Consider the following 26,080-nt stretch of genomic DNA (forward strand, 5'->3'; position numbering starts at 1 on the left):
TTCTCCTCATCTGTTTTTGTGGTAGAATATTGATCACATAGCATAAAATATCAAAAAAATGAAAATTCAGTGTAAGTTTTGCCGACAACGCATGGAACCCACTGTTTGCTGGGAAAAAAGATTAGTCACTACAGATCAAGCGGTTTATTATTGTAGTTTATGTAACAAGCAATTATTTGTTTTAGGCGGATTTTTGGATAAACCATTTTGGCAGCGCCCCATCTATTTATGGTTTGGTAACTCATTAACCATTGATCTGATTGATTATTGGGAAAAGGCAAAAAATCTTTTAAGTGAGATGCATCTTGGTAAATTAATTTACTTTATTTTATCCATAATTTTGACAGTAATTGCTTATTTCTTTTTTATGTAAAATGACTGTTCCTCTGTTCGCGTATTGCGCGTGTTACACTACTTGCCCAGCGGCCCATCCCGATGACCAAGCCCATTGAAAATTATATCCTCCTAACCAACCGGTAACATCCAAGGCTTCGCCAATGAAATAAAGCCCTGGAATATCTTGAGCTTCCATAGTTTTGGAAGAAATTGCATGGCAGTCTATACCACCAATAGTGACTTCAGCAGTACGATATCCTTCAGTCCCATTAGGTTTTACCAACCAAGAGTTAAGTTGTTTTGTTACAGATTCCAAATGATGATTTGAGAGTTCAGCAAGTTTCTTTTCAGCAAGTTCTGGTGAAATAAAGAGTTCGATAACGCGTTTAGGTAAATGTGTAGACAAGATAGAGTTTAATTGTTTCTGTGGTTTTTCAGTTCGCGCACTTTTTAAGTAATTCAAGAGATTGATTTCAGGCAGTAAATTGATACAAATATGTTCCCCTGCATGCCAATAAGAGGATAATTGTAAAATTGCAGGGCCGCTCAAACCGCGATGAGTAAATAAGGTATTTTCACGAAATTCAATACGCGCATTTTTAACTAAACTATCAATACTAATCCCGGAAAGCAGGGCAATTCTTTCTTTTTCTAATACGTCCAGAGTAAGAGGAACCAATCCAGCGCGCGTAGGCCATACTTTAATCCCAAATTGCTCTGCAACTTTATAGGCAAATGGGCTGGCTCCCATGGTAGGTATGGACAACCCCCCACTGGCAATAACTAGAGATTGACAGTGGAATATCCCTTTAGTGGTATGCAGTTTAAAGCTTTGTGATTTTTGAATTTTTTCTACACTGGTATTTAGGTGGATCTCGACCCCTGCGACATCACACTCTTTAAGCAACATATCTACAATGTCTTTTGATTTATTATCGCAAAATAATTGCCCTAAAGTTTTTTCATAGAAAGGAATTTTATGTTTTTTAACAAGCTCAATAAAATCCCATTGAGTGTAGCGGGTTAAAGCAGATTTAAAAAAATGAGGGTTATGGGAATTGTATTTTTCAGGTTCAATATAATAATTCGTAAAATTACAACGGCCTCCTCCCGACATTAAAATTTTTTTACCTGCTTTATTCGCATGATCCAATACTAGGACTTTACGGTAACGTTTGCCCGCTTCAATGGCACACATTAAACCTGCAGCACCTGCACCTATAATAATGACATCGACTGCTTCCATATTGAATTGACTTGTGTTAAACCTAAACATGTGCAAGGGTAACATGCGATGTGCGTGATTCAAAGTGTTGTTCTTGAGCATAAAGGGATTTTTTATGCAACTTTTTCATTATAAATGCATTTTATGTATGTTCTAAAACGTCTTTTAGCGATCGTATTAGGTGTCATTGTATTGCCATTACGTATCTTGGTATACAATGCGCTTTATGAAGCGATTGCATTTCTTTTGGGAGTTGCTGGGGTAATCAGCTTACCCATTTATTTGGCATCTGTTTTTAAGGATCTCGGGGTTTCTACTGCGAAGAATTTTCTACTGACTACAGTGGTTATTTTTCCACTTGTAGCGGCAGTAATGGCAACTACTTTTGCAGTTATAACCGCTTTTTTGGTTTACAATACTGCAATCAACATGCTTGAATCGTTCTGGCTTGGTTTTAGGAGTGGATTACTGCATGAGATGGATGGTTTTTGGAATGCGTTCGCTTTGCAACATACTTTAACGCAAGACATCGATTTACATACGAGGGCTTTTCAAGCCGGTTTGCATGCAGATGACTTAATCGATGATGTTGATTTTGATGGCTTCCAACGAATAAGAGGAGAATTACAAGATGTTGTTGTAGTAAAGGAGGATTTGGAAGTTCCAGATTTAGAAAGCAAGGGCCCAAGGGAATCCCATACATTATTAAATGATAGTGAATTAGAAAAAATCAACACACTCATAAAGGAATTGACCAATCCCCAAGATCCTTTATCTCCAGAAGAAAAACGACAGTTGGATGCTTTAAAAACTTTGTACACTCAATATAACGATTTATCAAAAAAGCTGGAGGATGTACGAACTGCTTTAATGGAGAATGATAAAACCCGGATTAAGGATGAAATGATAGCCTATAATGAGGTAGAAACACCTATATTATTGGTGAAACAATATATGAAAGAGGAACAGTGGCATAATGTTCCTGCAAACAGCTATGTTACTGATAAGGAAAGTTTATTGCATTGGTTAAAGCAAAATCCAAAACACCCTCTCAACAAAGATCTTCTGAAAAAACCAGAACCTTATAACAAAATGGTAACACGATATACTTGGTATGAACTGACCAAAAAAGATTGCTCCTCCCAAGAATTAACTGAGGCTGCTGCCCAAATGAATGATTTGGTTCATGCTTTAACTCCTCTATTATCTCGGCAAAAAATAAATCGAGGACTAGGCAGCGTACCCCAATCATTTTTTGGTCTAGGGGACAATAATTCTGAATCACCTACAGCACAATTGGATAATACGTTAACAGATCAGATTTTGGGATAATGCTAAGGTAATCTTTTTGCAAGAATAAATTGAACATTATTGTTCTTTTTCTTCTTTTATTCATAATTATGATATTAATTTAAGCTTATACTGTAAGTATTCAAGTGATCTATTTTAAGGACCATCATCATGAATGAACTGGATATTTTGCAATTATTTTATGATGAGATGAAAAATCGCAGTGCGACTCGAGATCAAGTTTTTTTAAATATGGAAGAGGAGGCAGCAGCAATGCTTTCTCAAAAATTAGGACAATCTGTATCTGTTGCCGATCTGCAAAAATTAACGGATATATGCATCGCTAATGAATGGCTGGAGCGAACGACCGCTGATCCTAATTATAAATATTTATCATTAACTGAAGCAGGGCTACAAGTTATTTTAGCGAATCAGTACAGCTAGCCTGGAAAAGCAGTTGAGTTCTATTGTGCCAACTAATAGCACCGAATCTACTGGATTTTTAGCTTGCTCGCTACGAACTCAACTGCTTTTTCTAGGTTAATTGCATATCAAGGGTATAAACTTTAAGCAAAAGTAGGTAAAATGCATCATTTTATTCTTTTTTGTTGTCGATATGCCAAAACGAACCGATATTAAATCCATTCTTATCCTTGGAGCAGGCCCTATTGTAATAGGACAAGCTTGTGAATTTGATTACTCTGGAACCCAAGCAGTACGTGCCTTAAAGGAGGAAGGTTATCGGGTTATCTTGGTCAACTCCAATCCAGCTACCATCATGACGGATCCAGAACTCGCAGATGCGACTTATGTTGAGCCGGTATCCTGGAAAGAAGTAGCACGTATCATTGAAATTGAACGCCCGGACGCGCTTTTGCCTACTATGGGCGGGCAGACGGCGCTTAACTGCGCTCTGGATTTAGTACGTGAGGGAGTTTTAGCAAAGTATCATGTTGAAATGATCGGCGCAACACGAGAAGCGATTGATCGTGCTGAAGATAGAGAAAAATTTCGTCAATTAATGATTAAAATTGGCTTGGATATGCCGCGTTCGGCGATTGCCCATAGCATGGAAGAAGCAATCCAGGTTCAAGCACAATTGGGTTATCCGGCAATTATTCGTCCCTCCTTTACTATGGGAGGCAGCGGCGGTGGTATTGCTTATAACCGTGAAGAATTTGAAGAAATTTGTATGCGTGGATTAGAGCTATCGCCAACTCATGAGTTATTGATTGATGAATCAGTACTCGGTTGGAAAGAATTCGAAATGGAAGTAGTACGCGATAAAAATGATAATTGCATTATTGTCTGTACCATTGAAAACTTTGATCCTATGGGCGTTCATACTGGCGATTCAATTACTGTAGCTCCTGCACAAACACTCACTGATAAAGAATATCAACGCATGCGAGATGCCGCCATTAAAGTGTTACGTGCTGTAGGGGTTGATACAGGAGGTTCAAACGTACAATTTGCTGTTAATCCAGAAGATGGGCGAATGCTTGTGGTTGAAATGAACCCCAGGGTTTCTCGAAGCTCTGCTTTGGCCTCCAAGGCAACTGGTTTTCCTATTGCAAAAGTTGCTGCAAAACTGGCTGTTGGTTACACGCTTGATGAGTTAAAGAATGAAATTACTGGGGGTAAGACGCCGGCTTCGTTTGAGCCAAGCATTGATTATGTAGTCACTAAAGTGCCACGATTTAATTTCGATAAATTCCCACAAACTTCAGATACCCTGACGACGCAAATGAAGTCAGTTGGTGAGGTGATGGCAATTGGATCCAATTTTCAGGAGTCCTTACAAAAAGCAATACGAGGTTTAGAGATAGGGCGTTGTGGTTTGCATCCCTTATTCAAGAAAAGCGATTTAGCGCGTTTAAGAGGCCATTTGCGAGCACCAACTCCTGATAGGCTTTGGTATATCGCTGATGCGTTTAGAAATGAGATGACCCTTGAAGAAATTCATCAGGAAAGTCGTGTTGATCCCTGGTTTTTGGCACAAGTCGAGGAACTGGTCGCTCTGGAGCGTTCTGTGACCGGGAAGAAATTGGCAGATATCGATGCACTTACTTTACGCCTGCTGAAGCGACGTGGTTTTGCCGATGCTTATTTGGCTAGAATATGGTCGTGTACTGAAGAGGAAGTACGTAAGCAACGAAAAGAACTGGGGATTGTTCCGGTTTACAAACGGATTGATTCCTGTGCTGGTGAATTCCCCAGCGATACCGCGTATATGTATTCGTGTTATGAAACCAGTTGCGAGGCTCGCCCTGATTCTGATAAGAAAAAAATTATGATTCTCGGCGGTGGCCCTAATCGAATTGGTCAGGGAATTGAATTTGATTATTGTTGTGTGCATGCAGCCATGGCTCTTAGGAAAGCAGGGTGCCAGACTATTATGGTTAATTGTAACCCTGAAACAGTGTCTACCGATTTTGATACCTCCGATCGTTTGTATTTTGAACCTGTGACTCTAGAAGATGTTTTAGGTATTGTAGATGTAGAAAAACCGGAGGGAGTTATTGTCCATTACGGTGGGCAAACCCCTTTAAAGTTAGCACGGGCATTAGAAGCAAACGGAGTCAAAATAATTGGGACATCCCCTGATGCAATTGATAGGGCAGAAGACAGGGATCGGTTTCAAAAATTAGTCACTGAATTGAAATTACATCAACCTGATAATGGTACTGTGCGTAGTGAGGCAGAAGCCATTGCTTTGGCAAATAAGATCGGTTATCCGTTAGTAGTAAGACCTTCCTATGTTCTTGGGGGGCGCGCTATGGAAGTGGTTTATCAAGAAGATGATTTGCGCCATTATTTATCGCATGCAGTTGCTGTATCCAATGATTCTCCCGTATTGTTGGATAAATTTTTAAATGATGCAATTGAAGTAGATATTGACGCAGTTTGTGATGGCAAAGAAGTGTTAATTGGTGCGGTAATGGAGCACATAGAACAGGCTGGTATTCATTCAGGGGATTCAGCCTGTACTTTACCCCCATTTAGTCTTAGTGTTGTGGTACAACAGGATTTAATGGAGCAAATGCGTCAAATGGCATTGAATTTAGGGGTAGTGGGTTTGATTAATGCGCAGTTTGCTATTCAAGCGGATGACATTTATGTTCTGGAGGTAAACCCAAGAGCTTCACGGACGGTTCCTTTTGTTTCCAAAGCAACAGGATTACCTTTGGCCAAAATTGCAGCTCTTTGCAAGCTGGGTGTTAGCTTAAAAGAACAAGGTTTAAGTCAAAATCACCACATGCCATCCTTTTATTCAATTAAGCTTCCTGTTTTCCCTTTTATCAAATTTTCTGGGGTAGACTCTATTCTTGGCCCTGAAATGAAATCTACAGGGGAAGTAATGGGTATTGCCAGACGTTTTGGACAAGCTTATGCTAAAGCACAATTGGGAGCAGGTTCTAACATACCCAAGCGTCGTCGTGCGTTTGTTTCCGTTAGAGATGCCGATAAAACGCGAGTAGGTGAAATTGCCAAGCGATTGATTGAATTAGGTTTTGAAATCATTGCAACACGTGGCACAGCTTTGGCTTTACAAGCAGCGGGGGTTGATTGTCGCCGCGTATTTAAGGTGAATGAAGGCAGACCACATGTTTTAGATTTTATTAAAAATAACGAAATTGATTTTATTGTGAATACAACTGAGGGCAAGCAAGCGATCGCTGATTCTTTTGCAATTAGACGCAATGCATTACAACATAAGGTTAGCTATACTACAACCTTATCAGGTGCTGAGGCTGCTTGTTTGGCCATGAAATATGAGGATAGAGAAACTGTAACGCGTTTGCAGGATTTACATTAACAAACACACTGCATCCAAGTTACACTTATCGCTAAATTTAATGATCTCATTTTCTCCTGAGGAGCGAATGAGATTAAAAAATAAATTACCAGGGAATTATTTTTTGAGGTAGATATGAGCAAACACCCTATGACAGTTGAAGGTGCGGAAGCACTTAATTCAGAATTACAGCGTTTAAAATTTATTGATAGGCCTCGTATTGTTGAAGCGATTGCGACAGCTAGGGCACATGGCGATTTGAAAGAAAATGCCGAATATCATGCAGCCCGAGAACAGCAGAGCTTTAATGAGGGGCGTATTCAAGAACTGGAGGCAAAATTATCCCATGCCCAAATTATTGATATCAGCAAATTGCCTAATAACGGCAAGGTAGTCTTTGGTTGTACCGTTACAGTATGCCATATTGCAACAGACGCAAAGGTAACCTACAAAATTGTCGGTGAAGATGAGGCCGACATTAAGCAGAATAAAATCTCCTACAGTTCTCCTATTGGCCGTGCTTTAATTGGCAAGGAATTAGATGATACAGTCACCGTAAATACACCAGGGGGTATGGTGGAATATGAAATAATTGATGTGGAATACATCTAAGTAGCCAATCGCCCCTCGCCTTCCATACTTACTTCTTGCCACGGCTCCGCATAGGCTGGGCTGTTAGGCCCAGCTTTATCGATTGTATTGCCCAAATGCGTCATGATGTGACCTAGGTTTCCTTAAGGAAAACCCAGGTTAACTCTTTGATTAAGGTTGAAATACTTCTTGCTGAATACCGCCGACAACCCATTGAGTGCTGTTAGGGAATTGACGGAAATGCCAAATTTCATCAAGTTGGCTAATAGGTTCATCATCTTCTTTTATGGAACCAGTGAAGTGAACGCTTGCAATGAGTGAATTAGATTGTTTTGAAACATCAAGCAACTTAGCGTCTAAAGTGATGACTTCGGTTTTATTCGATGCATTTCCACGCTCTTCTAATTGCATTTTGATTTCTGCAAATACTTCGGGTGCTGTGAATTCACTTAAATCTTGAAGGTTTTTTTGGTCATAAGCAGCTTGTAAACGGTTGAATGTCACTTTAGCTTCACGTAAAAAGCTTTCAGGTACAAAACCTTCAGGGTATTGAGCAAAGTTATTGCCGGAGCTGCTCTCTGAACTGCTGTTAAATGATTGGGTAAAATGATTAAAAGGATTTTGGTTAAAAGGATTGGTTTGTCCTTGTCCTGATTGAAAACCTGGCTGCATTCTTTTACGGAAAAAGCCAATAACAAAAAAGAGAATTGCACCAACAATTAACCAGGACAAGATCCCATTGGCAAAACCATGGCCCATAAATAAACTGGTAAGCAAGCCGCCAATTAATAAGCCACTAAGTAATCCCCCCCATCTGCTGGGATTTTTTGTGCTTTGTCCAAGAATACTTGATTTCTGTACCTTCTTTGGTGAAAACAAGGCACTTTGGGAGCGCTGTATGCCAAAACTTCTGCCGGCACCAAAGCGTTTAGCAGAGGCTTCGTTAACGAGCAGTCCAAAGCTTAGTAAGGCAATAAGTAAACAAGAAATAAACGTACGCATAGTATGAGACCTTCTTTTAAATAGAGTTGATAAGTATATATGAATTCGGATGAATCTGTCTCTTTATGATTAAAATTTTAGCTAAGCTCTGGTTTTAAGAATTAAACTATAGATTCATTCAATGTAAATCCATTTAGAATTCCTGGAGTAAATGGATTAACCTGATTATTTGTTTTTAACAGGTAGCGTCCCGAGTTGCTGTTGATTTCAAAGAGAATTTGCAAGCTGGAACTGTCTTGTTCATCAACGAGAACATTCACTTTTTCGAGCAGTTTAAATAAAGCCCAGATGCCTTGTTCTGCGAGTTCATAGTGATTACCCTCAATTGAATTAAGAGCAAGTTTGGCGTGGGATTGAGGCCAGGTAAAACGAGTAACAGAGTCAGTGCTTTGATTATCAGTTAGTTTTGTGCTGCCAATCTGAAGCTCCAGGTTTGCAACTACAGGATCAAGGCTAATTTTTTGCAGGCTAAAATCAATTTTACTTTCTTCACCATGGTCAGGGAAAAACATATTGGTAATAATATTCGCACGTATCAGCGCATCTAATGTTTCCGATGCGATAGGTAACACGGAGTCATTTACTGCTTTAGGCTTCCATTCTGCATTGGAAATATCCAAAAATGGTTTGACATAGTTTTCAGTAAATGAATTTAATGCACCATGGGTAGAAAAGAAATGATTGAAATCGTTTATTGCAATTTCTTCTTGTTGTGATGCATCAAAAGGATAGCGTCTGGCAATAGTGGTTTGGAATTCTCTATAAACGGTTTGTTGCCATTGTTGGTTGATGTACTGACGACTGTCTTTGATCAGAATTCCCCACGTGTCGCTTGCTAATTGTTTTGTCCAGGTGCTTAGAGGTTCGGGTAATTGTCGTGCTTGATTATAAAGCAAACTTACTGGATCCGAGGCAGTGTCACTAGCAAAACGTGTTTTAGTAATATTAAACGCGGTTTTCCCTCCATCATTTATCATGGATAAAGTAGAAATAAAGCGCTCCAAATCAACGATTTTCAGACTTAATTCTTTAGTGCTGGAAAGGCTCATTAAGTTTAAATCAGTAAATTGATTGGCAATAGATTGATTGAATAGTGATGTGCTATTGCTCAAGTCAGCCTTGGTTTCCTGTTGAATTAAGCTGATCATTTTGCTTAGTGCATGAGATTGTTCCAGATTTTTAACTACCTGTCGGCCTGCTTGATAATCCTGATAATGCAAAGGTTGTGATTTGCGCATAAACGTTTGCCACCAGGTGACATAATCAAAACAATATGCCTGAGTTATCATTTCCTGTAATTGGTTTAAATCATTGCGTGCAAGAACCCAGTTTTCTTTTTGCAGACTGTGGCTAATATCAGGGATTTTTTGCATCACTTCATTAAAACCTGAGCGGGTAAAGTAACTCGGTAATTCGTTAGTAGCCAATACAAAACCATTAATTGCAATTTTTTGTTTGGCATTAGGTAAAAACTCTTTTGCGATAGAGTAATAGAGGTAACTGGTGGGCAATGCGTTTAAATAATTCCTGGCATCACTAATTACTTGTGGTTTTACGGGTATATTTTTGAGTGGTTTGCTTAATAAGTGTTTTAATAGTGCCAACTGTTTGTTTAAAGAACTTTCAGGTTGCTTTTTCCATTGAGCAGCAAACCAATCATGTACTTGCATTGCTGAAAAATGTTCTGGTTGGCTCAGCATCAGATAAATTTTCAAGGCGTTATAACGAACGATAGGGGTGTTCCCTGAATTATTGATTACGTCTTCTAGCTCGCTGATTAATGAGGGTAAAAATTCGCCATGGAGGCGGTTTTCAGCATTGTGGTGCAAATTATGTTTTAATTGATGCACTGTGGGTAGCGACAAGGAATTACTAGAAATATTGCTTATCGTTTTTGCAGCCTTGGATAAATGATAAAGGGCCTGCTTTTCTTTATTTTTCTGACTATTAAGGACATCATAAGCAAGTAATTCTTTACTTGCTTCATCCAATAAATAAGCTGTTTTATAATGGTTGTAGCTTAAGATCAGCAAGCTGATTCCAGCAATACTTGCAGTAATTGCAATAATGGGTTTTTGCGAAAACTTTCTGACTTGTGGAATTTGACTGCAATGTTCCTGAATGGTTTTTAGTGCCCCTTCAACAAAATAGGCTCTGAAATTTGTCGCTTGCGGAAATGTATCTTGGACTACCAATGCATATTCGTGTTGAATTTTCTTATTGAGGCGGTCAATACTCACGCCACCTTGCTCTGCACTACTAAAATAAATGGAATGTAAATTAAAAAGTTTGGGCGAAATCCCCTGAATTAATGCTTGAATAGGAGCACGTAAGCTGGCTACCTGTAAAGGAAATTCTCGAATTAAACTGCGCCTCATTGTAGAACGCGCAGGATGCATTTTGTTAATTACTTGTTGGCCAAGTTGTTCGGTCAGCTGATTGAATTGTAATGAGTATGCTTCTATTTTTTTCTTTAATTCATTTCTGCAATCAAGCGAAAACCCTAAGGGTTTCGATAAATCGGCTGTATGTTCTGATTGGTAAAATTCGGTGAATCCAGCAAGGGTATCCATTTTGGTAAACATCAGCGCAAGATTAATGGAATAACCCAGGTTAGTTCCAAATCGTGCCAACAGTTGCAAATGCGCTTTTTTCTGTTCTGCAAACTGACTTGGATCCGCGATAAGCAAGTCGTTTACATCAATGCATAAAACAAGACCAGTAATTTTTAGATATGTATTGCACCGATTTAATTGCTTCAGGGTAGTCAATAATAAGGTTTTGCTGTTGGTAAGCCAATTTTCACCAAGTTCAATAATGATCCCTTTCTGATTAAAATATATTTTGGCATGTTGTTCGCTAAAAACAGGTATTTCTTCCATATTACTTTGCTTTAATATGGCCGACTTTCCTTGGGCATTTTTGCCGGTAATCACTATAAAAGACAACTGATTGCTTTGTGGCTTTAATTGTGAAAGTATTTTTTTTATAGCATCACATAATGCGCGTAAAGAATTGTCCATCAGCTATCCAGAAGAGCAAGTTGGGTATGTCCAAATAAAACATTTTTTGCTTTATTTTCCAATAAGTACTGGCTGGTCAAAAAAGCAAGTGTTACCACAGTAACCGCCGTAATCAAAGTTATTATGACTGCTTTATAATTTTTTTTAACAACTTTGGGTATAGGGTTTTCATTAAACAAACGGCGTGGTTGATTAAAACGATTTTGCTGAATTATTTGATAAAGATCTTCAATATAGTTATCCAAAACCTGTCGCCCGTCAGGTTTGAGATGGTAATGACCCTCAAAGCCAATGATCAGAAGAAAATAAACCAATTCAATAAGGTCAAGGTATTGGTTTGGCCGTTCTTTTATGTAATTAAGGATTTCAAAAAAACGATGTTGTGGTTGCGCACTATCATTAGAGAGCGGTGTAAAGGCTTTAAATTCAGCAGTAATTTGATAGACACGCATGTAATTTTTACCCAGGATTTCATCTATGGTCGCTGCCATTAAATAATGCGCGATGGCAGCAAAGTCTGCCGGATATTTCGATGCATCCATCTTGCTCTGAAAAGCAAGAAGTTCATGTTCAATATTGTCTCTGATATCCTCAATAGCAGGTAATGAAGGGCTAAGACAGAGTCGTTCTAGCAGCGATAAAAGAGGGCCAGCTGCCGCAACTAAAGCGTTAGTAGAAAAAGGAGCAATAAATAATTTGGAGCGATAGTAACCTTGCGGGACAAGCATTGTTCCCGAATCAACAAGTTGACTGCTGACCAATGAGGCTGGATAATGCGCAACGGTCATGGTCTTGCTCCTAGTAGGTCCTGATTCACGCATGAATTCTATTGCAAACACTCGAAGTTTAAAAGAAGATGATACGTTATATATCGCTTATAGTTCAAGTGAGTCAAGTTTTTAAACTGGTAATGTGCTGCTAGCCAAAGTCACGATCTGGATTGCCGATGCTTTACCTAGAGAATGGGCCTTAAGGATGGTCTCTCTCATCTACAGGAATGACACGTATTCCTTGTACCAAAGTTAAAATGAGAACAGAAATCCAATAGAGTTGCTGTTATTGTTGAATTTATTTGCATCCCTTATGAACAATAAGGTACTATTCGGGTTTGCCAAATATAGAACTATTTTGGTACTATATTTATAATATGGATAGAAAATTGATCAAGCGGGAGTTTTGTTTCAAATTAAGACTTATTTAGTACTAGATTATTCGATTTTGAGGTGTTATGCTGCGCATCAGCAAGTTGGCCGATTATGGAACAGTTGTGATGGTTTATCTCGCCAGGCACGCGCAAGAATTATGTAATGCTCGTGACATTGCATTACATACTCATCTGACTGTACCTACGGTAAGTAAAATTTTAAAACGTTTAACCAGTGCAGGTTTGTTAACTTCAGTACGCGGAGTGACTGGAGGATATCGATTGCGACGGCCTGCAACTGAAATTTCTGTGTCGCAAATAATTTTTGCATTGGAAGAACATCGTGGTTTCACAGAGTGCAGTTTGCAACCTAATGATTGTTCATTACAAGGTGTTTGCACTATTCAGGGTAATTGGCGATTAATTAGCCAAGCAATTGAAACCGCTTTGGATAGTGTAAGTTTAGCCACTTTGGCTAAACCAACTTTGCAAGCACATGATGTGGAGCGAGTTCTACAATTGGCAAGTGGAGTTAATCGTGGCTAAAAGCAGTGAGCAAATTAATTCTCTGCTCGATAGAGAATATCAACATGGGTTTACAACCGACATTGAAGTAGATACTTTTGAGCCTGGACTGGACGAGGACGTTATTCGTCGTTTGTCAGCAATTAAAGGTGAGCCAGAATTTTTGCTTGAATGGCGTTTAAAAGCCTATAGGCATTGGTTAACCATGTCACCTCCTCAATGGTCCAGCGTGCATTATCCGCCTGTGGATTATCAGGCTATTTCGTATTATTCAGCGCCTAAAAAGAAAAAAGATGCGCCCAAGAGTCTGGATGAGGTTGATCCTGAGTTACTAAGAACTTATGAGAAACTGGGCATTCCTTTAAGAGAACAAGAAATGCTGGCTGGCGTTGCTGTAGATGCTGTTTTTGATAGTGTTTCCGTGGCAACTACGTTTAAAGCGAAACTCGCTGAAAAAGGGGTTATTTTTTGTCCTATCTCTGAAGCAGTACATAAATATCCAGAGCTGCTCATGCAATATTTAGGCTCAGTGGTACCTTATCGTGATAATTTTTATGCTGCTTTGAATTCGGCTGTATTTAGTGATGGTTCTTTTGTGTATGTTCCCAAAGGGGTGCGTTGCCCGATGGAATTATCGACTTATTTTCGAATTAATGCTGCCTCTACAGGACAATTTGAGCGTACTTTGATTATCGCTGATGTGGACAGTTATGTTTCTTATCTTGAAGGCTGTACCGCACCCATGCGTGATGAAAATCAACTCCATGCTGCTGTAGTAGAATTGGTTGCTATGGATGGGGCACAAATTAAATATTCTACGGTGCAAAACTGGTATCCAGGGGATAAGGAAGGAAAAGGAGGTATTTATAATTTTGTGACAAAACGCGGCGCTTGCCGAGGCAAACGTTCCAAAATTTCCTGGACGCAAATTGAAACAGGCTCAGCAATTACCTGGAAATATCCCAGTGTGATTTTACAAGGAGATGATTCCGTTGGAGAGTTCTATTCAGTTGCCTTAACCAATAATTATCAACAAGCTGATACCGGCACAAAAATGATCCATATTGGCAAAAACACGCGTTCAACGATTATTTCCAAAGGGATCAGTGCTGGACGTGCACATAATGCTTATCGCGGTTTGGTTCGTATTGCACCAACAGCAACGAATGCGCGTAATTATACTCAGTGCGACTCAATGCTTATGGGCTCTGAATGTTCCGCACATACTTTTCCTTATATAGAGGTCAAGAATCCTACAGCACAAGTAGAACATGAAGCAACTACTTCCAAGATCAGTGAAGAGCAATTGTTTTATTGTCAACAGAGAGGAATCGATACAGAGGATGCTGTTTCGATGATTGTAAATGGTTTTTGTAAGCAGGTATTAAAAGAATTGCCTATGGAATTTGCGGTGGAAGCGACTAAATTGCTAGGTCTAAGTTTAGAAGGGGCAGTAGGTTAATATGTTAAAAATCAAAGACTTAAATGTTGAAATAAATGACCAATCCATTTTAAAAGGCATTAATCTTCAGGTAAATGCAGGTGAAGTTCATGCCATTATGGGACCTAATGGTTCAGGCAAAAGTACGCTGTCTAAAGTATTAGCTGGCCATCCTTCTTATCAAGTGATTAGTGGAGAAATAAATTATTTAGGACAGGATTTGACCCCATTGTCTCCCGAAGAAAGAGCGCGTGCCGGTATTTTTTTGTCGTTTCAATATCCAGTGGAAATACCTGGTGTCACGAACGTGAACTTTCTTAAAGCTTCTGTTAATGCAGTACGCAAAGGCCAGGGGAAAAATACACTGGATGCCATTGAATTCCTGTCATTCATTCGGGAGAAATGCCAGTTACTGGAAATGGATGAAAGCTTTCTTTATCGCAGCATTAATGAAGGGTTTTCGGGCGGAGAAAAAAAACGTAATGAAATTTTACAGATGGCCGCTTTGGAACCAAGGCTTGCTATTCTTGATGAAACCGATTCAGGCTTGGATATTGATGCGCTACGTATTATTTCGCATGGTGTTAATGCAATGCGTTCCCCAGAACGTTCCATTATTTTAGTGACGCATTATCAGCGCTTGCTTGATTATATTGAGCCAGATTTTATCCATGTGCTGGTAAATGGTCGTATTATTATGTCTGGGGATAAATCATTAGCACTTGAATTAGAGAAAAAAGGGTACAGCTGGCTTGAGGAAACGGTGTAGTGATATGAGCGAGATTTTGGATTTTTACCAACAACGAGCAAAAGCGGGGCTATCTACTTTGCCCTGGCTTGCCCAATTGCAAACTAAGGCATTAATGGATTTGAATCGACGTGGATTTCCAACGCGACATGATGAAGATTGGAAATATACCAGTGTCGAGGCATTATTAAATCAGCCTTTTATGCGTTTTAATACTGCAGATAACCTCAAGGAACCTGCAGCTGCGGCCTGTACGGATGACATAAACTCTGATTTACCAATAAATCAGTATATGTTGATTCGCAACGGACTCATTTCGGGTGTGGAGCAGCTTGCCAAGACCTTACCTAAAGGGGTATTAGTTCTTCCTTTAGCTGTTGCATTAACACAACATCCAGAATTGCTTAAGCCTTATCTGGGAACTGTTTTAAAACAAGAGCATGGTTTTCATTATTTAAATACAGCGATGATTCACTGTGGTGTGTTGATTTATATTCCATCAGGTATTGTTCTTGAAGAACCCATAGCCTTAACTCATGTGCAGACACAAACGAATCAAGCAGTTTATTTGCGACATTTGATTGTTGCTGAGGAAAACAGTCAGGCTGTAATAATTGAAGATTATCAAGGTTTGGCTGATTGTTGCTATTTGACGAATACGGTAACCGAGATTGTTGTTGGTGCTGGTGCAAAATTAACGCATTATACCCTGCAAAGAGAAAGTAAATCTGCTTTTCATATAGGTCATCTTTCGGTGAAACAATCAGAAGGCAGTGAATTTGCCAATCATTCTTTAAGCCTTGGCGGACAATGGGTTCGTTCTGATATCAGTTTGTATTTGCACGAAGAAAAAGCACATTCTTTGATGAATGGGATTTATGCTCCTGCTGAAGGGCAACATGTGGACCATCATACCACCGTGCAGCATCTGGTGCCTTCTTGCAGTAGTGAACAGGATTATAAAGGAATTCTCACTGGGCGTTCGCGTGCAGTATTTAATGGTAAGGTATTTGTTGCTAAAGATGCACAGCATACTGATGCCAAACAACAAAATAAAAACCTATTACTCTCAGCAAATGCAGAAGTGGATACCAAGCCGCAGTTGGAAATTTTTGCTGATGATGTACTGTGCTCTCATGGTGCAACGGTTGGACAATTGGATGAGGAAGCCTTGTTTTATTTGGCAACTCGTGGGATTGGTCGGCTTGAAGCATCGCATTATTTAATTCATGCTTTTGCTCGTGATAATCTGCGGCTTATTCCCCATCGCCAATTAGCGGACTACATGGGGCATTTATTAACACAACAGTTGGGGTAAGCGAAATGGACGCCTTGGATATTCATGCAATTCGTAGAGATTTCCCTACACTCAATCAAAAAGTAAATGATTTTGATTTAATTTATTTTGATAATGCGGCAACGGCACAGAAACCTAAAGCGGTAATTGAGGCTATTTCTCATTATTATGAACATGATAATTCGAATGTACATCGCGGTGTGCATACTTTAAGCGTCAGAGCAACAGAAAGTTACGAAGCTGCCCGCTCCAAAGTGAAGCGCTTTATCAATGCAAATTCACCACGTGAGTGCATTTTTGTACGTGGAACAACTGAAGCGATTAATTTGGTAGCACAAAGCTTGGTTGCACCGCGTATTTTACCTGATGAAGAAATATTAATTACGCATATGGAACATCATTCCAATATTGTTCCTTGGCAGATGGTTTGTAAAAAAAGCGGAGCCAAGCTGCAGGTTGCGCCCATTTCACTTGATGGTGAAATTTTATTGGATGAGTTTGCCAAGAAATTAAATAAGAACACTAAATTTGTGGCAATTTCGCATGCTTCTAATGCTTTGGGCACTATTAATCCCATTAAAGAAATGATTAAGATGGCGCATGAGTATGGAGCCGAAGTATTAGTTGATGGCGCACAAGCGGTCCCTCATTTTTCTGTAGATGTGCAAGATTTAGGATGCGATTTTTACGCTTTTTCCGGACATAAGTTATATGGCCCTACAGGTATTGGTGTGCTATGGGGTAAAGAAGAGCTTCTGAATGCCATGTCTCCTTATCAAGGAGGGGGCGAGATGATTAATTCCGTTACTTTTGAAGCAACAGAGTACGCTGCAGTGCCAAGTAAATTTGAAGCCGGTACCCCTGATATTGCCGGCGCAATTGGCTTAGGCGCTGCTATAGATTATTTAGAATCTTTGGATATGGAAGCAATCATCGTTTATGAACAAGAGTTGTTAGAATATGCAACGGCCGGAGTTCGGGCGAGCGGATTTAATATTATTGGAACCGCCAAACAAAAAGTTCCCGTTGTCGCTTTTGTACATGGAACAATTCATGCTCATGATATTGGCACTATTTTAGATAGTGAAGGAATCGCAATACGGAGCGGCCATCATTGTGCCATGCCGTTGATGGATTTTTATAATGTTGCGGCTACTTCACGTATTTCTCTGGCATTTTATAACACCAAAGAGGAAATTGATGCATGCATACACGCATTGCATCGGGTTAAAGAGGTATTTGCATGAGTGCTGAATTGCGAGAACTTTATCAAGAAATCATTATCGATCACAATCGCAATCCGCGTCATCATTATGAAATGAAAGATGCGACGGCACAAGCGAATGGTTTTAACCCTTTATGCGGGGATAAATTAACGGTGTATGCCAAAATAGAAGGGGATGTGATTGTTGAGTTAAGTTTTCTGGGATGTGGTTGCGCTATATCCCAAGCATCCGCTTCTTTGATGACTGACTCGATCAAAGGGAAAACTATAGAAGAAGCGCATGAAATGTTTCATCGCTTTCATCATATGTTGACTCAAAATGAAGAAAGTCAGTTACGTTATATGGATAAGTTGACGGTACTTGCAGGAGTAAAGGCTTATCCGGCACGGGTAAAATGTGCTACCTTGGCGTGGCATACTTTGGAAGCTGCATTGAATAAAGACAGCAATGTGGTGAAAACAGAATAAGGACAGTTTCCATTTCTACTATCTTGGCCAAACTGTCCTGATTTTCTGCGATCCGATGCTCACATACTGCATGTATGCTGTGCTTCGGTTCTCGAAAAATCAGGCCATTTTGGCTCAAGCTAGCGAACTGGGGAAAAAGTCCCAAGGGAAATATCAGACCGTAGCCCGGGTGCAGCGAAGCGAAGCCCGGGAATAATGACATCACCGATCCCGGGTTTCGCTTCGCTGCACCCAGGCTACAGTTACCCAGAAAAACGTAGGTACTTTATGTTTGGTTTTAAGAAAAAACAGGATAAGGAATTACTGGAAGAAGCCATCGTTAATGCGCTTAAGGGTATTTATGACCCTGAGATTCCTGTTAACATTTATGATTTAGGTTTAATTTACAATGTTTCGATTGATGATGATGCGCATGTCGCAATTCAAATGACCTTAACTACTCCTGGCTGCCCTGTGGCACAAACTTTTCCAGGGACAGTAGAGCAAGCAGTCAACAAAGTAGAAGGTGTTCGTGATTGCTCTGTAGAGTTGGTCTGGGAGCCGCCTTGGACTCAAGAAAGAATGACCGAAGCAGCACGACTTGAATTGGGAATTTTTTATTGATGTGGCACCCTTCAGCACCGATCGAATTCTTACGCCAACGCGCCGAATTATTAGCAAAAATACGTTTTTTCTTCACCGAACGCGGTTATTTGGAAGTAGAAACGCCAATTATGGGGCGCTATGGAACGACTGATGTTTATCTAAGTAATATTAAAGCTACGTTTCGTGGTGAAACCTATTGCTTGCAGACCTCCCCTGAATATCATATGAAGCGGTTACTTGCTGCAGGAAGCGGTTCTATTTTCCAAATAGCACGAGTATTTCGCGATGATGAATTAGGGCGTTGGCATAATCCAGAGTTTACTCTGTTGGAATGGTACCAGCTGGATGTTGATCATCATACCTTAATGGACGAAATGGATCTTTTTCTGCAAAGGGTAATGCAGTCTAAGCCGATGATCAAAAAAACGTATCAACAAGCGTTTCTTGAAGCATGTGCTGTCGACCCATTGTTCGCATCGACAGCACAATTTCGTGAGATATTGCGGCGTTATGATTTGGATAATGTATTGCCTCCGCAAGAAGAAGATAGAGATCAGTATCTTTTTTTATTGATGAGTCATGTTGTAGAACCTTTTCTGGGCAAGGAAAGCGCCCCAGTGGCTGTATATAATTTTCCGGAATCACAAGCTTCTTTGGCAAAAATTAGTAATGGTGTTGCAGAGCGTTTTGAAGTTTATTATCAAGGGGTTGAGTTGGCTAATGGTTTTCATGAGTTAACCGATGCTGCTGCCCAAGCAAAACGTTTTGCTCAGGACCAAAAAATAAGAAGCGAAAAAGGCTTTCCTTTCATGGAAGCAGATCACTATCTTTTGCAGGCTTTAGAGCATGGTTTGCCTGCATGCAGTGGTGTCGCTTTAGGCATTGATCGGCTCTTGGCTTTAGCTTTAAAGCAACCTGAAATTGCTAAAATTATGTCTTTTGATTTTGCCCGGGCGTAGCATTGTATGCTGCGTCATCTTTATTTTATCGTTTAAATCGTGTTGAACTTTCCTGAGAGAAATTTAAACTCATTGGACAACTCATTTAAAAATGATTGCTTTTATTTGCAAATCAAACAAATTTATAGATCGAGTTAACCCAAGTATTGACAATAAAAGCCAATAATTGATAATATTTTGAACATAAAATTCATTTTTTGATCTAAATTGCAAGAAGGCCGAGGTTAATTATGAAAGGTAGAGAAGAAATAGTACACTGGAAACGCCATGATAAAAGAATTACGAAAAATAAGCACACAGTTATCACTTCGCTAGATGGAAAAAAGCAATATCAATTGATGGGTACTCTAGATGAAGAGGAATCAAATGCTCTACAACAGCAGCTTGGGGTAAGTTTAAAAGGCAAAGTAATATTAGGTACAGGACAGTTCGGGAAAGTTCGGTTAGTACGTGATGAAGAAGGAACGTTTTTTGCGGTTAAAAAAATAAAGTCACCTGTTGAGATGACAAAATCTAATTTTGATGCACAAGCCTTGCCGCGAGAAGATCAATTTAATGAAATTTTACGCGAGAAAAACATCAGCGGGGTGATGAGGGCAATAGATGCATTTAGCACGACTGACAGCCAAGATAAAACAGTAATGTTCCAGATTATGCCCATTGCGAATCTAAGAGATGGAGAGAATTTCAGGAAACTTCAATCTCTTCTGGAGTCTGGGATGAATAATAAACCTGAGTTATTTGTCGATTTGATACAACAATTGGAATCCTTTAATAGCTCTATTGAAGGAGAGTCTGTTATCAAAGATGAAAAACACAATGAGAAGCAGGCTGGTAGCGAGGAAGCAAGTGAAACAGCTGATGCGGATTTGTTAGAAAGCAGTGACGAAGAACATGATGCTGACCTGTTAGAAAGTAGCGACGAAGAACATGATGCTGATCTGTTAGAAAGCAGCGATGAAGAACATGATGGGGAGCTGCTCGAAAGTAGTGATGAAGAAATCGATGTAGGTGTGGAGGCGGTCAGTAAAAAATCAGCACCTAATCCCAGTGATTTATTCGCAAAAGTCATTTTATTTCATATAACACACTCCTTAGTAAAAACAGTTAATGAAATGCATCAAAACGGTATCTATCATCGCGATATTCATGGAAAAAATATTTTATTTGATGGTAAAGGACGAATTTATTTATCTGATATTGGTACTGGTATTGCTTATGGTAAGGACACCGTTCAAGTTACAAGTAAATTGCAGTCAGATATCCTTCCTCCAGAAGCAAAATTTCCAAATGATAAAAAATTACAATAAGAATTTAGAAAAGGAAGCCAGGCATCTCAGCAAAGTATTGATCAATGGGAGCTTGGATGCACATTACTTTCTTTTATTACCCCTGAACCAACGGAGTTATTGAAAGAATTAAAAATGCCATTGCGGGAAATACAAAAAACGAGTTTCACAGGAAAAGGCACGCAGTACCAAAATTATGTAAGCTATTTAGACAGAAAATTAGAGAAATTTGATAAAGAAGTTTTATCGACAATGGAGATGCATCCTTCAGTAAGAAAAGTGATTTTAGGTTTATTAAATCCTGACTACAAAAAACGGATGTCTCTTGAGCAAGCAGCCAATATTATGAGCGGGGCTAAGTTGCCCAATGATGAGATTATTTCTACGGCTTTTCATGCATTAGTACAGTATCAGGCGAAGCAAGAAAATAAATTGGAGTCACAAAATAGATTTTTTACTGATACTAAGCAAAGCGATGCACAACCAACACCATTTACTCTAACAATAAAATAGAGGTGATTAAGCAGCACTTAATGTGCTGCATTCATGGCATTTAAATTACGGAAGAAAAATCAACTGTGGTAGGGGCTGCTTTGGTAATATGTTGTTCCTGTTGAAACGCAATATAAGCATTTTTTTCTTTCTCAGTGAATGTTTGAAACTCAGTTATTTTTGCAGTGATTCTTTCTGCGAGAATCCGTTGATATTCAGAATAATCCTTAGCATTTTTCACAAAATCTTTAGGAGTATGATAACAATAATGAATATGATCAAGCTGATTTTGCGCTGCTTCAGTAAGCGTAGATTTTGTTGGAGTGCAGCTAAAAAAGCCTTTAAGCGCCAAAATAAACGGTGCAGTAATGAGCTTTTGTAATTCTTGAGCGATTAAATTAAACTCTTCAATTCGTATTACAGGAATACGGTCTAACTCCTCATTAATGAATTCAACATAATCTGCTCTTAATTTACTAGAAAACGTCATGATATATAAGCTCAGCAAACATTAATTGTCCGCATTATATAAATTTTGCTCATAAAATTGCAATAGAAGAAATTTGTCCCCACATGGATGTCCTTCTACGCTTCCTGTCCCTATAATTGCGATTTGTATCAGTGTTCCTTGTTAGGCAGTTGTTTGTATGTATAGATCACGCTGTGTAAGCTGAGTTATTAGCTACTTGAAGTCCATTTCATAATAAGCAGGATTTGCTTTGGTATAATGATTATTCTCTGTGGTTAATTTTATAATTAAACGTTGACACTCTTTTTCTGAAGCACAAAGGGTTAAGCTTAAAGAACATAAATTAGGCTTTATTTCATCAGCAGGCAATACGGCACACAAGCCTCCTTTGGTTTTAATGACATCAGGGTTCTGAACTGAAAATAAAGGGGCGTAATTATGGCAATCTTTACTTATTTCGACAGTAGAAGAATACAGTGATGTTTTACGGGTATTGATTTTGATTACAGAGATTAAATCACTTTTTTCCGCATATAAATTGTTTAATGCCAATTGGCAATAGTCTGTTGCAGCGAACGCAGTACCGATGATAAAAGAAAAAAGCAGCGACGAGGCAATTTTAATCATGAGGATGGGGTATTGATTGGAGCTCCTCTAATTATATTAGAGATTGGAATGAACCGATAGTTTTATCCCAATCTCATATTTTCAAAAGAGTATTTTCTAATGAGCAACAACATCAGCTTTTTATATTGTTCCAAATAACCGAAAAAATACCTGAGTTAGTTAAAACTTCCGCTGCTACTAAGCTTTGTAGATGATTTATGGTCAAAGTCTAATTCATCTTCATTCTGATAAGAGCCGTACTCATATGGTTCAGTTGTTATTACTAATTCCGGAGTTGTTCTTCTTTTCTTACTAGAAGTAGTTAGTCCATACCAGCGAAATATTCCATATGAGTGATCGACAGTTGGATCGACTAGAGAACCTGTTTCGCTGTTTTTCGAAGCTTCAATTTCCAAGTCCCTTTCATCTATTTCTTCTTTAATGCCTTGATAGTTTGGAGTCAGCTCCGCACAAGGTACATATCGTACATTCATTTTTCCAGCTTTATATTGATCTACCTGGATCCTAAATGGCAGCATAAACAGCTCTTTTTTCCCGTTCACATCAAATGCCATTAAATCCTGACTTTCAGCAAAGCGTAATTCATCATTTTCTCGGTGGTGCTTTTCATAATCTGGAAAAAACTTCGTTAAAGTATCTCGTATTGAATTACCATGTCCTACGACTATCATATCGCGTGGGTCATTATTATCTATTTCATCTACTATTTCTTTTGCTAACCCATTTTCTCTTTGTGCGTCTGTTGTATGAGTTACATCAGAGGGTTGTGACGTCTCATCAAGTGCTCCGATGGTATCCAATGCTTCTTGTTTTGCACTCTTATTGTCTTCTAACGTGCTTCCGAGAATAGCGTAACGAATAAATGAGAAAAAAAGCAAAACTCGATGAAAAAACTTCACATCAGAAAATGGATTAAGCAATGGGCCATATTCACGCCAGTCCATAATATCAAATCCGGAAGGCCCTTCGGCAATTTCTGTTATTTCACGTGAGGATTTTGCGGTTACCTTTTTGCCATGAGCACGTAAGCCTGCAATAAAGTTTGCTGCGGTTACTGTAGCTCGTGTCATAGTAGAAAATACGACGTGAGTATCAGCTTTTTGATTACGCAAAAGTACTGAATAATCAAAATGCTTCATATTTGCATCGGCGGCTGGATTAATATTTGCATTTGGTTTGAATCCATATCCTTTATCCGTGTTCGTACATTCTCCATGTCGAAATAAGTGAATGACTTTAAAATTATCAGCATCTTTCGTGCAGGTTTTTTTAAGGTAGATTTGCGTGAACAGATACAAATCATCTATTAATTGTTTATTATTCAGTGCAGTAGGTGCTGATAATTGGTTATATTGTTTTATACGCTTCTGTATTCTTACTTGGTATTCTTGCAGACTCTTATCTTGTGGTTCTGCGTTAATTTTTATCTGTGACATCTTATTCTCATTACATTTACTTCATAGGCGTACATGATAAAACATGCACCTTAGGTGATTATTAAATGACCGATAAAATAATTTATATGTCAGTAAGTCTTAAGGACTATGGGGATGTTTCTGCATCTGCATACAGGGAATTATCGTGATTAGGTGCCGCATAGTGATTTGCTTTCAGCAATAATGGAATAGACTTCATTGTCCCCGATCACGATATGATCGAGTAAACGGACGTCAACCAACTCCAATGCTGCACGGATGCGCTCAGTTACGACGATATCCTGATGGCTAGCGTCGGATAGGCCTGATGGGTGATTGTGGGCAAGAATGAGTGCCGCTGCATTAAGTTGTAAAACGCGTTCTATGATGGGTCTGGGATGAATTGTTGCGGTGTTGATTGTACCTGAAAAAAGCTCTTCATAGGCAATAACGCGATATTGGTTATCAAGAAATAAAGCAGCAACGGTTTCATTTTTATAATCGCGTAAACGTTTTTTTAAATAAGCATAGGTTTGTTTGCTGTTTGTGATTTGGGTTTCTTTTTTTAATTGTATAAAATCACTGCGCCGACACATTTCCTTGATTGCTTGCAACTGGGTATACCGTACCTCACCCAAACCAGATACTTGTTTGAAACGCTCTTTATCGGCATTAAGGACACCACGTAAATCACCCAAATGTTTAAGCAGGTCAAATGCTAATTGCACACAGGATTTCTTACTATTGCCAGAACTGATAAAAATTGCGAGTAATTCAACATCTGAAAGGCTTTGCGCACCATATGTGATCAGTTTTTCACGCAGATCTAACTGCCGTGTTGATTGGACAAACGTCATTTTTCTATTCCTTTATTGCGAAGTTTATGCTTTGATCGGAGCTATTCTTATCAAAAACGTTGAGTCATGCAAGATTTTATTGGGAAAAAAATATTGCTTGGGGTTTGTGGAGGGGTTGCCGCCTATAAATCAGCGTACCTGATTCGGGAATTAACTCGAGCCGGTGCGGAGGTAAAAGTGGTGATGACGCAATCTGCCCAGGAGTTTGTTAGTCCTTTGTTGATGCAGGCTTTATCAGGAAACGATGTACGTACTGATTTATTTGATGCTCAGGCAGAGCGCGCCATGGGACATATTGAGTTGGCACGTTGGGCTGATTACTTGGTTATTGCTCCTGCTTCAGCCAATTGTCTTGCCAAATTAGCACAAGGTATTGCCGATGATTTGCTCTCTACTTTATATCTTGTTGCAGAAGTGCCAGTGATTATTTGTCCTGCTATGAATCGCAGCATGTGGGCGCATCCTGCAACTCAGGCTAATGCTAAGCTTTTGCAAGAAAGAGGCGTTATTCTTGTTGGTCCGGAAGAAGGGGCTCAAGCATGTGGTGAGCAAGGTTTGGGACGCGTAAGTGAAGTGGAACAAATCATGAGTGCTTTACGTTTATATAATGTCCACCGGTTATTGGCGGGTAAAAAAGTACTTGTGACTGCAGGGCCTACTCGTGAGCCTATGGATCCAGTTCGTTATATCAGCAATTACAGTTCCGGAAAAATGGGCTACGCCATAGCAGAAGCTGCTGCAATGGCAGGAGCGCAGGTTACTTTGATTAGTGGACCAAGTGCGTTACAGGCTTCAGCGAAAATTAAGCGGATTCTCGTTGAGTCGGCACAAGAAATGCTGGATGCAGTTATGCAGGAAATGCCAACAGATGGTATATTTATAGGAACAGCTGCTGTTGCAGATTATCGGGTTGAGTCGCCTGCGTCTGAGAAAATGAAGAAAAAAAATCAGGATGAAATGACGCTTAAATTGATAAAAAATCCCGATATTCTCAGTCGTGTTGCTGATTCAGCTAGGGCTTCTTGCGTAGTTGGATTTGCTGCTGAAACCACGGATGTTGTGCATTATGCCACTGAAAAATTACAGCGTAAAAAACTGGATATGATTGTGGCAAACTCAGTAGGAAAAGGACTTGGATTTGACAGTGAAGTGAATCAAGTTACTGTAATTACAAAAAACAAGCAAATCGAATTACCCTTAACCCATAAAACACGGTTAGCAGGACAAATTATTGCAATCATTGCTGCAACTCTGCAAAATGATGCGCATTAAT

General features: G+C 39.3%; 24 protein-coding genes. 16 read left to right on the plus strand and 8 right to left on the minus strand.

Annotated elements, in window-relative coordinates; genetic code table 11:
* The first annotated feature begins 58 nt into the window (after window positions 1–58).
* Entirely contained in the window at window positions 59–373 is a 315-nt protein-coding gene (locus tag A8O27_RS02750; protein WP_235810456.1) for a hypothetical protein, read from the plus strand.
* Window positions 374–406: 33 nt separating this feature from the next.
* Here A8O27_RS02750 and A8O27_RS02755 read toward each other — a convergent pair whose 3' ends face one another.
* On the minus strand, window positions 407–1,582 hold the full coding sequence (locus A8O27_RS02755) for a BaiN/RdsA family NAD(P)/FAD-dependent oxidoreductase (RefSeq protein WP_058458060.1): 1,176 nt from the start codon (window positions 1,580–1,582) through the stop codon (window positions 407–409).
* Between the two features lie 123 nt (window positions 1,583–1,705).
* Here A8O27_RS02755 and A8O27_RS02760 point away from each other — a divergent pair, with 123 nt between their 5' ends.
* The 4 genes from A8O27_RS02760 (at window position 1,706) to greA (ending at window position 7,262) form a co-directional block, all read left to right on the plus strand.
* Window positions 1,706–2,893, plus strand: coding sequence for a hypothetical protein (locus A8O27_RS02760; protein ID WP_064115058.1), 1,188 nt, complete (start codon window positions 1,706–1,708; stop codon window positions 2,891–2,893).
* Window positions 2,894–3,022: 129 nt separating this feature from the next.
* Window positions 3,023–3,295 (plus strand): hypothetical protein, encoded by a 273-nt coding sequence (locus A8O27_RS02765; protein WP_058458062.1) that lies wholly within the window; start codon window positions 3,023–3,025, stop codon window positions 3,293–3,295.
* 172 nt (window positions 3,296–3,467) lie between these two features.
* Complete coding sequence (gene carB / locus A8O27_RS02770; RefSeq protein WP_058458063.1) at window positions 3,468–6,671, plus strand: carbamoyl-phosphate synthase large subunit; 3,204 nt, start codon at window positions 3,468–3,470, stop codon at window positions 6,669–6,671.
* 114 nt (window positions 6,672–6,785) lie between these two features.
* Window positions 6,786–7,262 carry a transcription elongation factor GreA gene (gene greA / locus A8O27_RS02775; protein ID WP_058458064.1) on the plus strand — a complete coding sequence of 159 codons (477 nt, stop codon included), beginning with the start codon at window positions 6,786–6,788 and terminating at the stop codon, window positions 7,260–7,262.
* Between the two features lie 150 nt (window positions 7,263–7,412).
* On the opposite strand, the gene A8O27_RS02780 is transcribed toward greA, so the two are convergent.
* From A8O27_RS02780 to icmH, 3 genes are all read right to left on the minus strand, one after another.
* Window positions 7,413–8,243, minus strand: a complete 831-nt coding sequence (locus A8O27_RS02780) for a Tim44 domain-containing protein (protein WP_058458065.1) — start codon at window positions 8,241–8,243, stop codon at window positions 7,413–7,415.
* A 101-nt stretch (window positions 8,244–8,344) separates the two neighbouring features.
* On the minus strand, window positions 8,345–11,266 hold the full coding sequence (gene icmF / locus A8O27_RS02785; protein ID WP_058458066.1) for a type IVB secretion system protein IcmF: 2,922 nt from the start codon (window positions 11,264–11,266) through the stop codon (window positions 8,345–8,347).
* The gene (icmH, locus tag A8O27_RS02790; protein WP_058458067.1) at window positions 11,266–12,054 is read right to left on the minus strand and encodes a type IVB secretion system protein IcmH/DotU; all 789 of its coding nucleotides are present in this window, start codon (window positions 12,052–12,054) and stop codon (window positions 11,266–11,268) included. The genes icmF and icmH overlap by 1 nt, the downstream gene beginning before the upstream one ends.
* A gap of 440 nt (window positions 12,055–12,494) precedes the next feature.
* On the opposite strand from icmH, the gene A8O27_RS02795 reads away from it, so the two are divergent.
* The 10 genes from A8O27_RS02795 to A8O27_RS02840 all read left to right on the plus strand — a co-directional run bounded on the left by A8O27_RS02795 (window position 12,495) and on the right by A8O27_RS02840 (window position 21,460).
* Entirely contained in the window at window positions 12,495–12,956 is a 462-nt protein-coding gene (locus A8O27_RS02795; RefSeq protein ID WP_058458068.1) for an SUF system Fe-S cluster assembly regulator, read from the plus strand.
* Window positions 12,949–14,397, plus strand: coding sequence for a Fe-S cluster assembly protein SufB (sufB, locus tag A8O27_RS02800; RefSeq protein ID WP_058458069.1), 1,449 nt, complete (start codon window positions 12,949–12,951; stop codon window positions 14,395–14,397). Before A8O27_RS02795 ends, sufB begins: the two co-directional genes overlap by 8 nt.
* 1 nt (window position 14,398) lies before the next feature.
* Window positions 14,399–15,145: a Fe-S cluster assembly ATPase SufC gene (sufC, locus tag A8O27_RS02805; protein ID WP_058458070.1), complete on the plus strand. Its 747-nt coding sequence runs from the start codon at window positions 14,399–14,401 to the stop codon at window positions 15,143–15,145.
* 4 nt (window positions 15,146–15,149) lie between these two features.
* Window positions 15,150–16,442, plus strand: coding sequence for a Fe-S cluster assembly protein SufD (sufD, locus tag A8O27_RS02810; RefSeq protein WP_058458071.1), 1,293 nt, complete (start codon window positions 15,150–15,152; stop codon window positions 16,440–16,442).
* A gap of 5 nt (window positions 16,443–16,447) precedes the next feature.
* Window positions 16,448–17,668 carry a cysteine desulfurase gene (locus A8O27_RS02815; protein WP_058458072.1) on the plus strand — a complete coding sequence of 407 codons (1,221 nt, stop codon included), beginning with the start codon at window positions 16,448–16,450 and terminating at the stop codon, window positions 17,666–17,668.
* The gene (gene sufU, locus A8O27_RS02820; RefSeq protein WP_058458073.1) at window positions 17,665–18,114 is read left to right on the plus strand and encodes a Fe-S cluster assembly sulfur transfer protein SufU; all 450 of its coding nucleotides are present in this window, start codon (window positions 17,665–17,667) and stop codon (window positions 18,112–18,114) included. Before A8O27_RS02815 ends, sufU begins: the two co-directional genes overlap by 4 nt.
* A 267-nt stretch (window positions 18,115–18,381) precedes the next feature.
* Entirely contained in the window at window positions 18,382–18,717 is a 336-nt protein-coding gene (locus A8O27_RS02825; RefSeq protein ID WP_058458074.1) for an SUF system Fe-S cluster assembly protein, read from the plus strand.
* Window positions 18,717–19,658: an elongation factor P--(R)-beta-lysine ligase gene (epmA, locus tag A8O27_RS02830; RefSeq protein ID WP_058458075.1), complete on the plus strand. Its 942-nt coding sequence runs from the start codon at window positions 18,717–18,719 to the stop codon at window positions 19,656–19,658. The genes A8O27_RS02825 and epmA overlap by 1 nt, the downstream gene beginning before the upstream one ends.
* Before the next feature lie 230 nt (window positions 19,659–19,888).
* Window positions 19,889–20,968 (plus strand): protein kinase domain-containing protein, encoded by a 1,080-nt coding sequence (locus tag A8O27_RS02835; protein WP_058458076.1) that lies wholly within the window; start codon window positions 19,889–19,891, stop codon window positions 20,966–20,968.
* A gap of 99 nt (window positions 20,969–21,067) precedes the next feature.
* On the plus strand, window positions 21,068–21,460 hold the full coding sequence (locus tag A8O27_RS02840; protein ID WP_131744459.1) for a hypothetical protein: 393 nt from the start codon (window positions 21,068–21,070) through the stop codon (window positions 21,458–21,460).
* A 40-nt stretch (window positions 21,461–21,500) separates the two neighbouring features.
* Here A8O27_RS02840 and A8O27_RS02845 read toward each other — a convergent pair whose 3' ends face one another.
* The 4 genes from A8O27_RS02845 to radC form a co-directional block, all read right to left on the minus strand.
* Window positions 21,501–21,929, minus strand: coding sequence for a hypothetical protein (locus A8O27_RS02845; RefSeq protein ID WP_058458078.1), 429 nt, complete (start codon window positions 21,927–21,929; stop codon window positions 21,501–21,503).
* Window positions 21,930–22,121: 192 nt separating this feature from the next.
* Window positions 22,122–22,535, minus strand: coding sequence for a hypothetical protein (locus A8O27_RS02850; RefSeq protein WP_058458079.1), 414 nt, complete (start codon window positions 22,533–22,535; stop codon window positions 22,122–22,124).
* 155 nt (window positions 22,536–22,690) lie between these two features.
* Window positions 22,691–23,971 (minus strand): hypothetical protein, encoded by a 1,281-nt coding sequence (locus tag A8O27_RS02855; RefSeq protein WP_058458080.1) that lies wholly within the window; start codon window positions 23,969–23,971, stop codon window positions 22,691–22,693.
* 149 nt (window positions 23,972–24,120) lie between these two features.
* Window positions 24,121–24,807, minus strand: coding sequence for a RadC family protein (radC, locus tag A8O27_RS02860; RefSeq protein WP_058458081.1), 687 nt, complete (start codon window positions 24,805–24,807; stop codon window positions 24,121–24,123).
* Between the two features lie 66 nt (window positions 24,808–24,873).
* On the opposite strand from radC, the gene coaBC reads away from it, so the two are divergent.
* Window positions 24,874–26,079, plus strand: a complete 1,206-nt coding sequence (gene coaBC / locus A8O27_RS02865) for a bifunctional phosphopantothenoylcysteine decarboxylase/phosphopantothenate--cysteine ligase CoaBC (RefSeq protein ID WP_058458082.1) — start codon at window positions 24,874–24,876, stop codon at window positions 26,077–26,079.
* Window position 26,080 lies beyond the last annotated feature (1 nt).

It is taken from the genome of Legionella bozemanae (genome assembly GCF_001648595.1).
Lineage (GTDB): Bacteria > Pseudomonadota > Gammaproteobacteria > Legionellales > Legionellaceae > Legionella > Legionella bozemanae.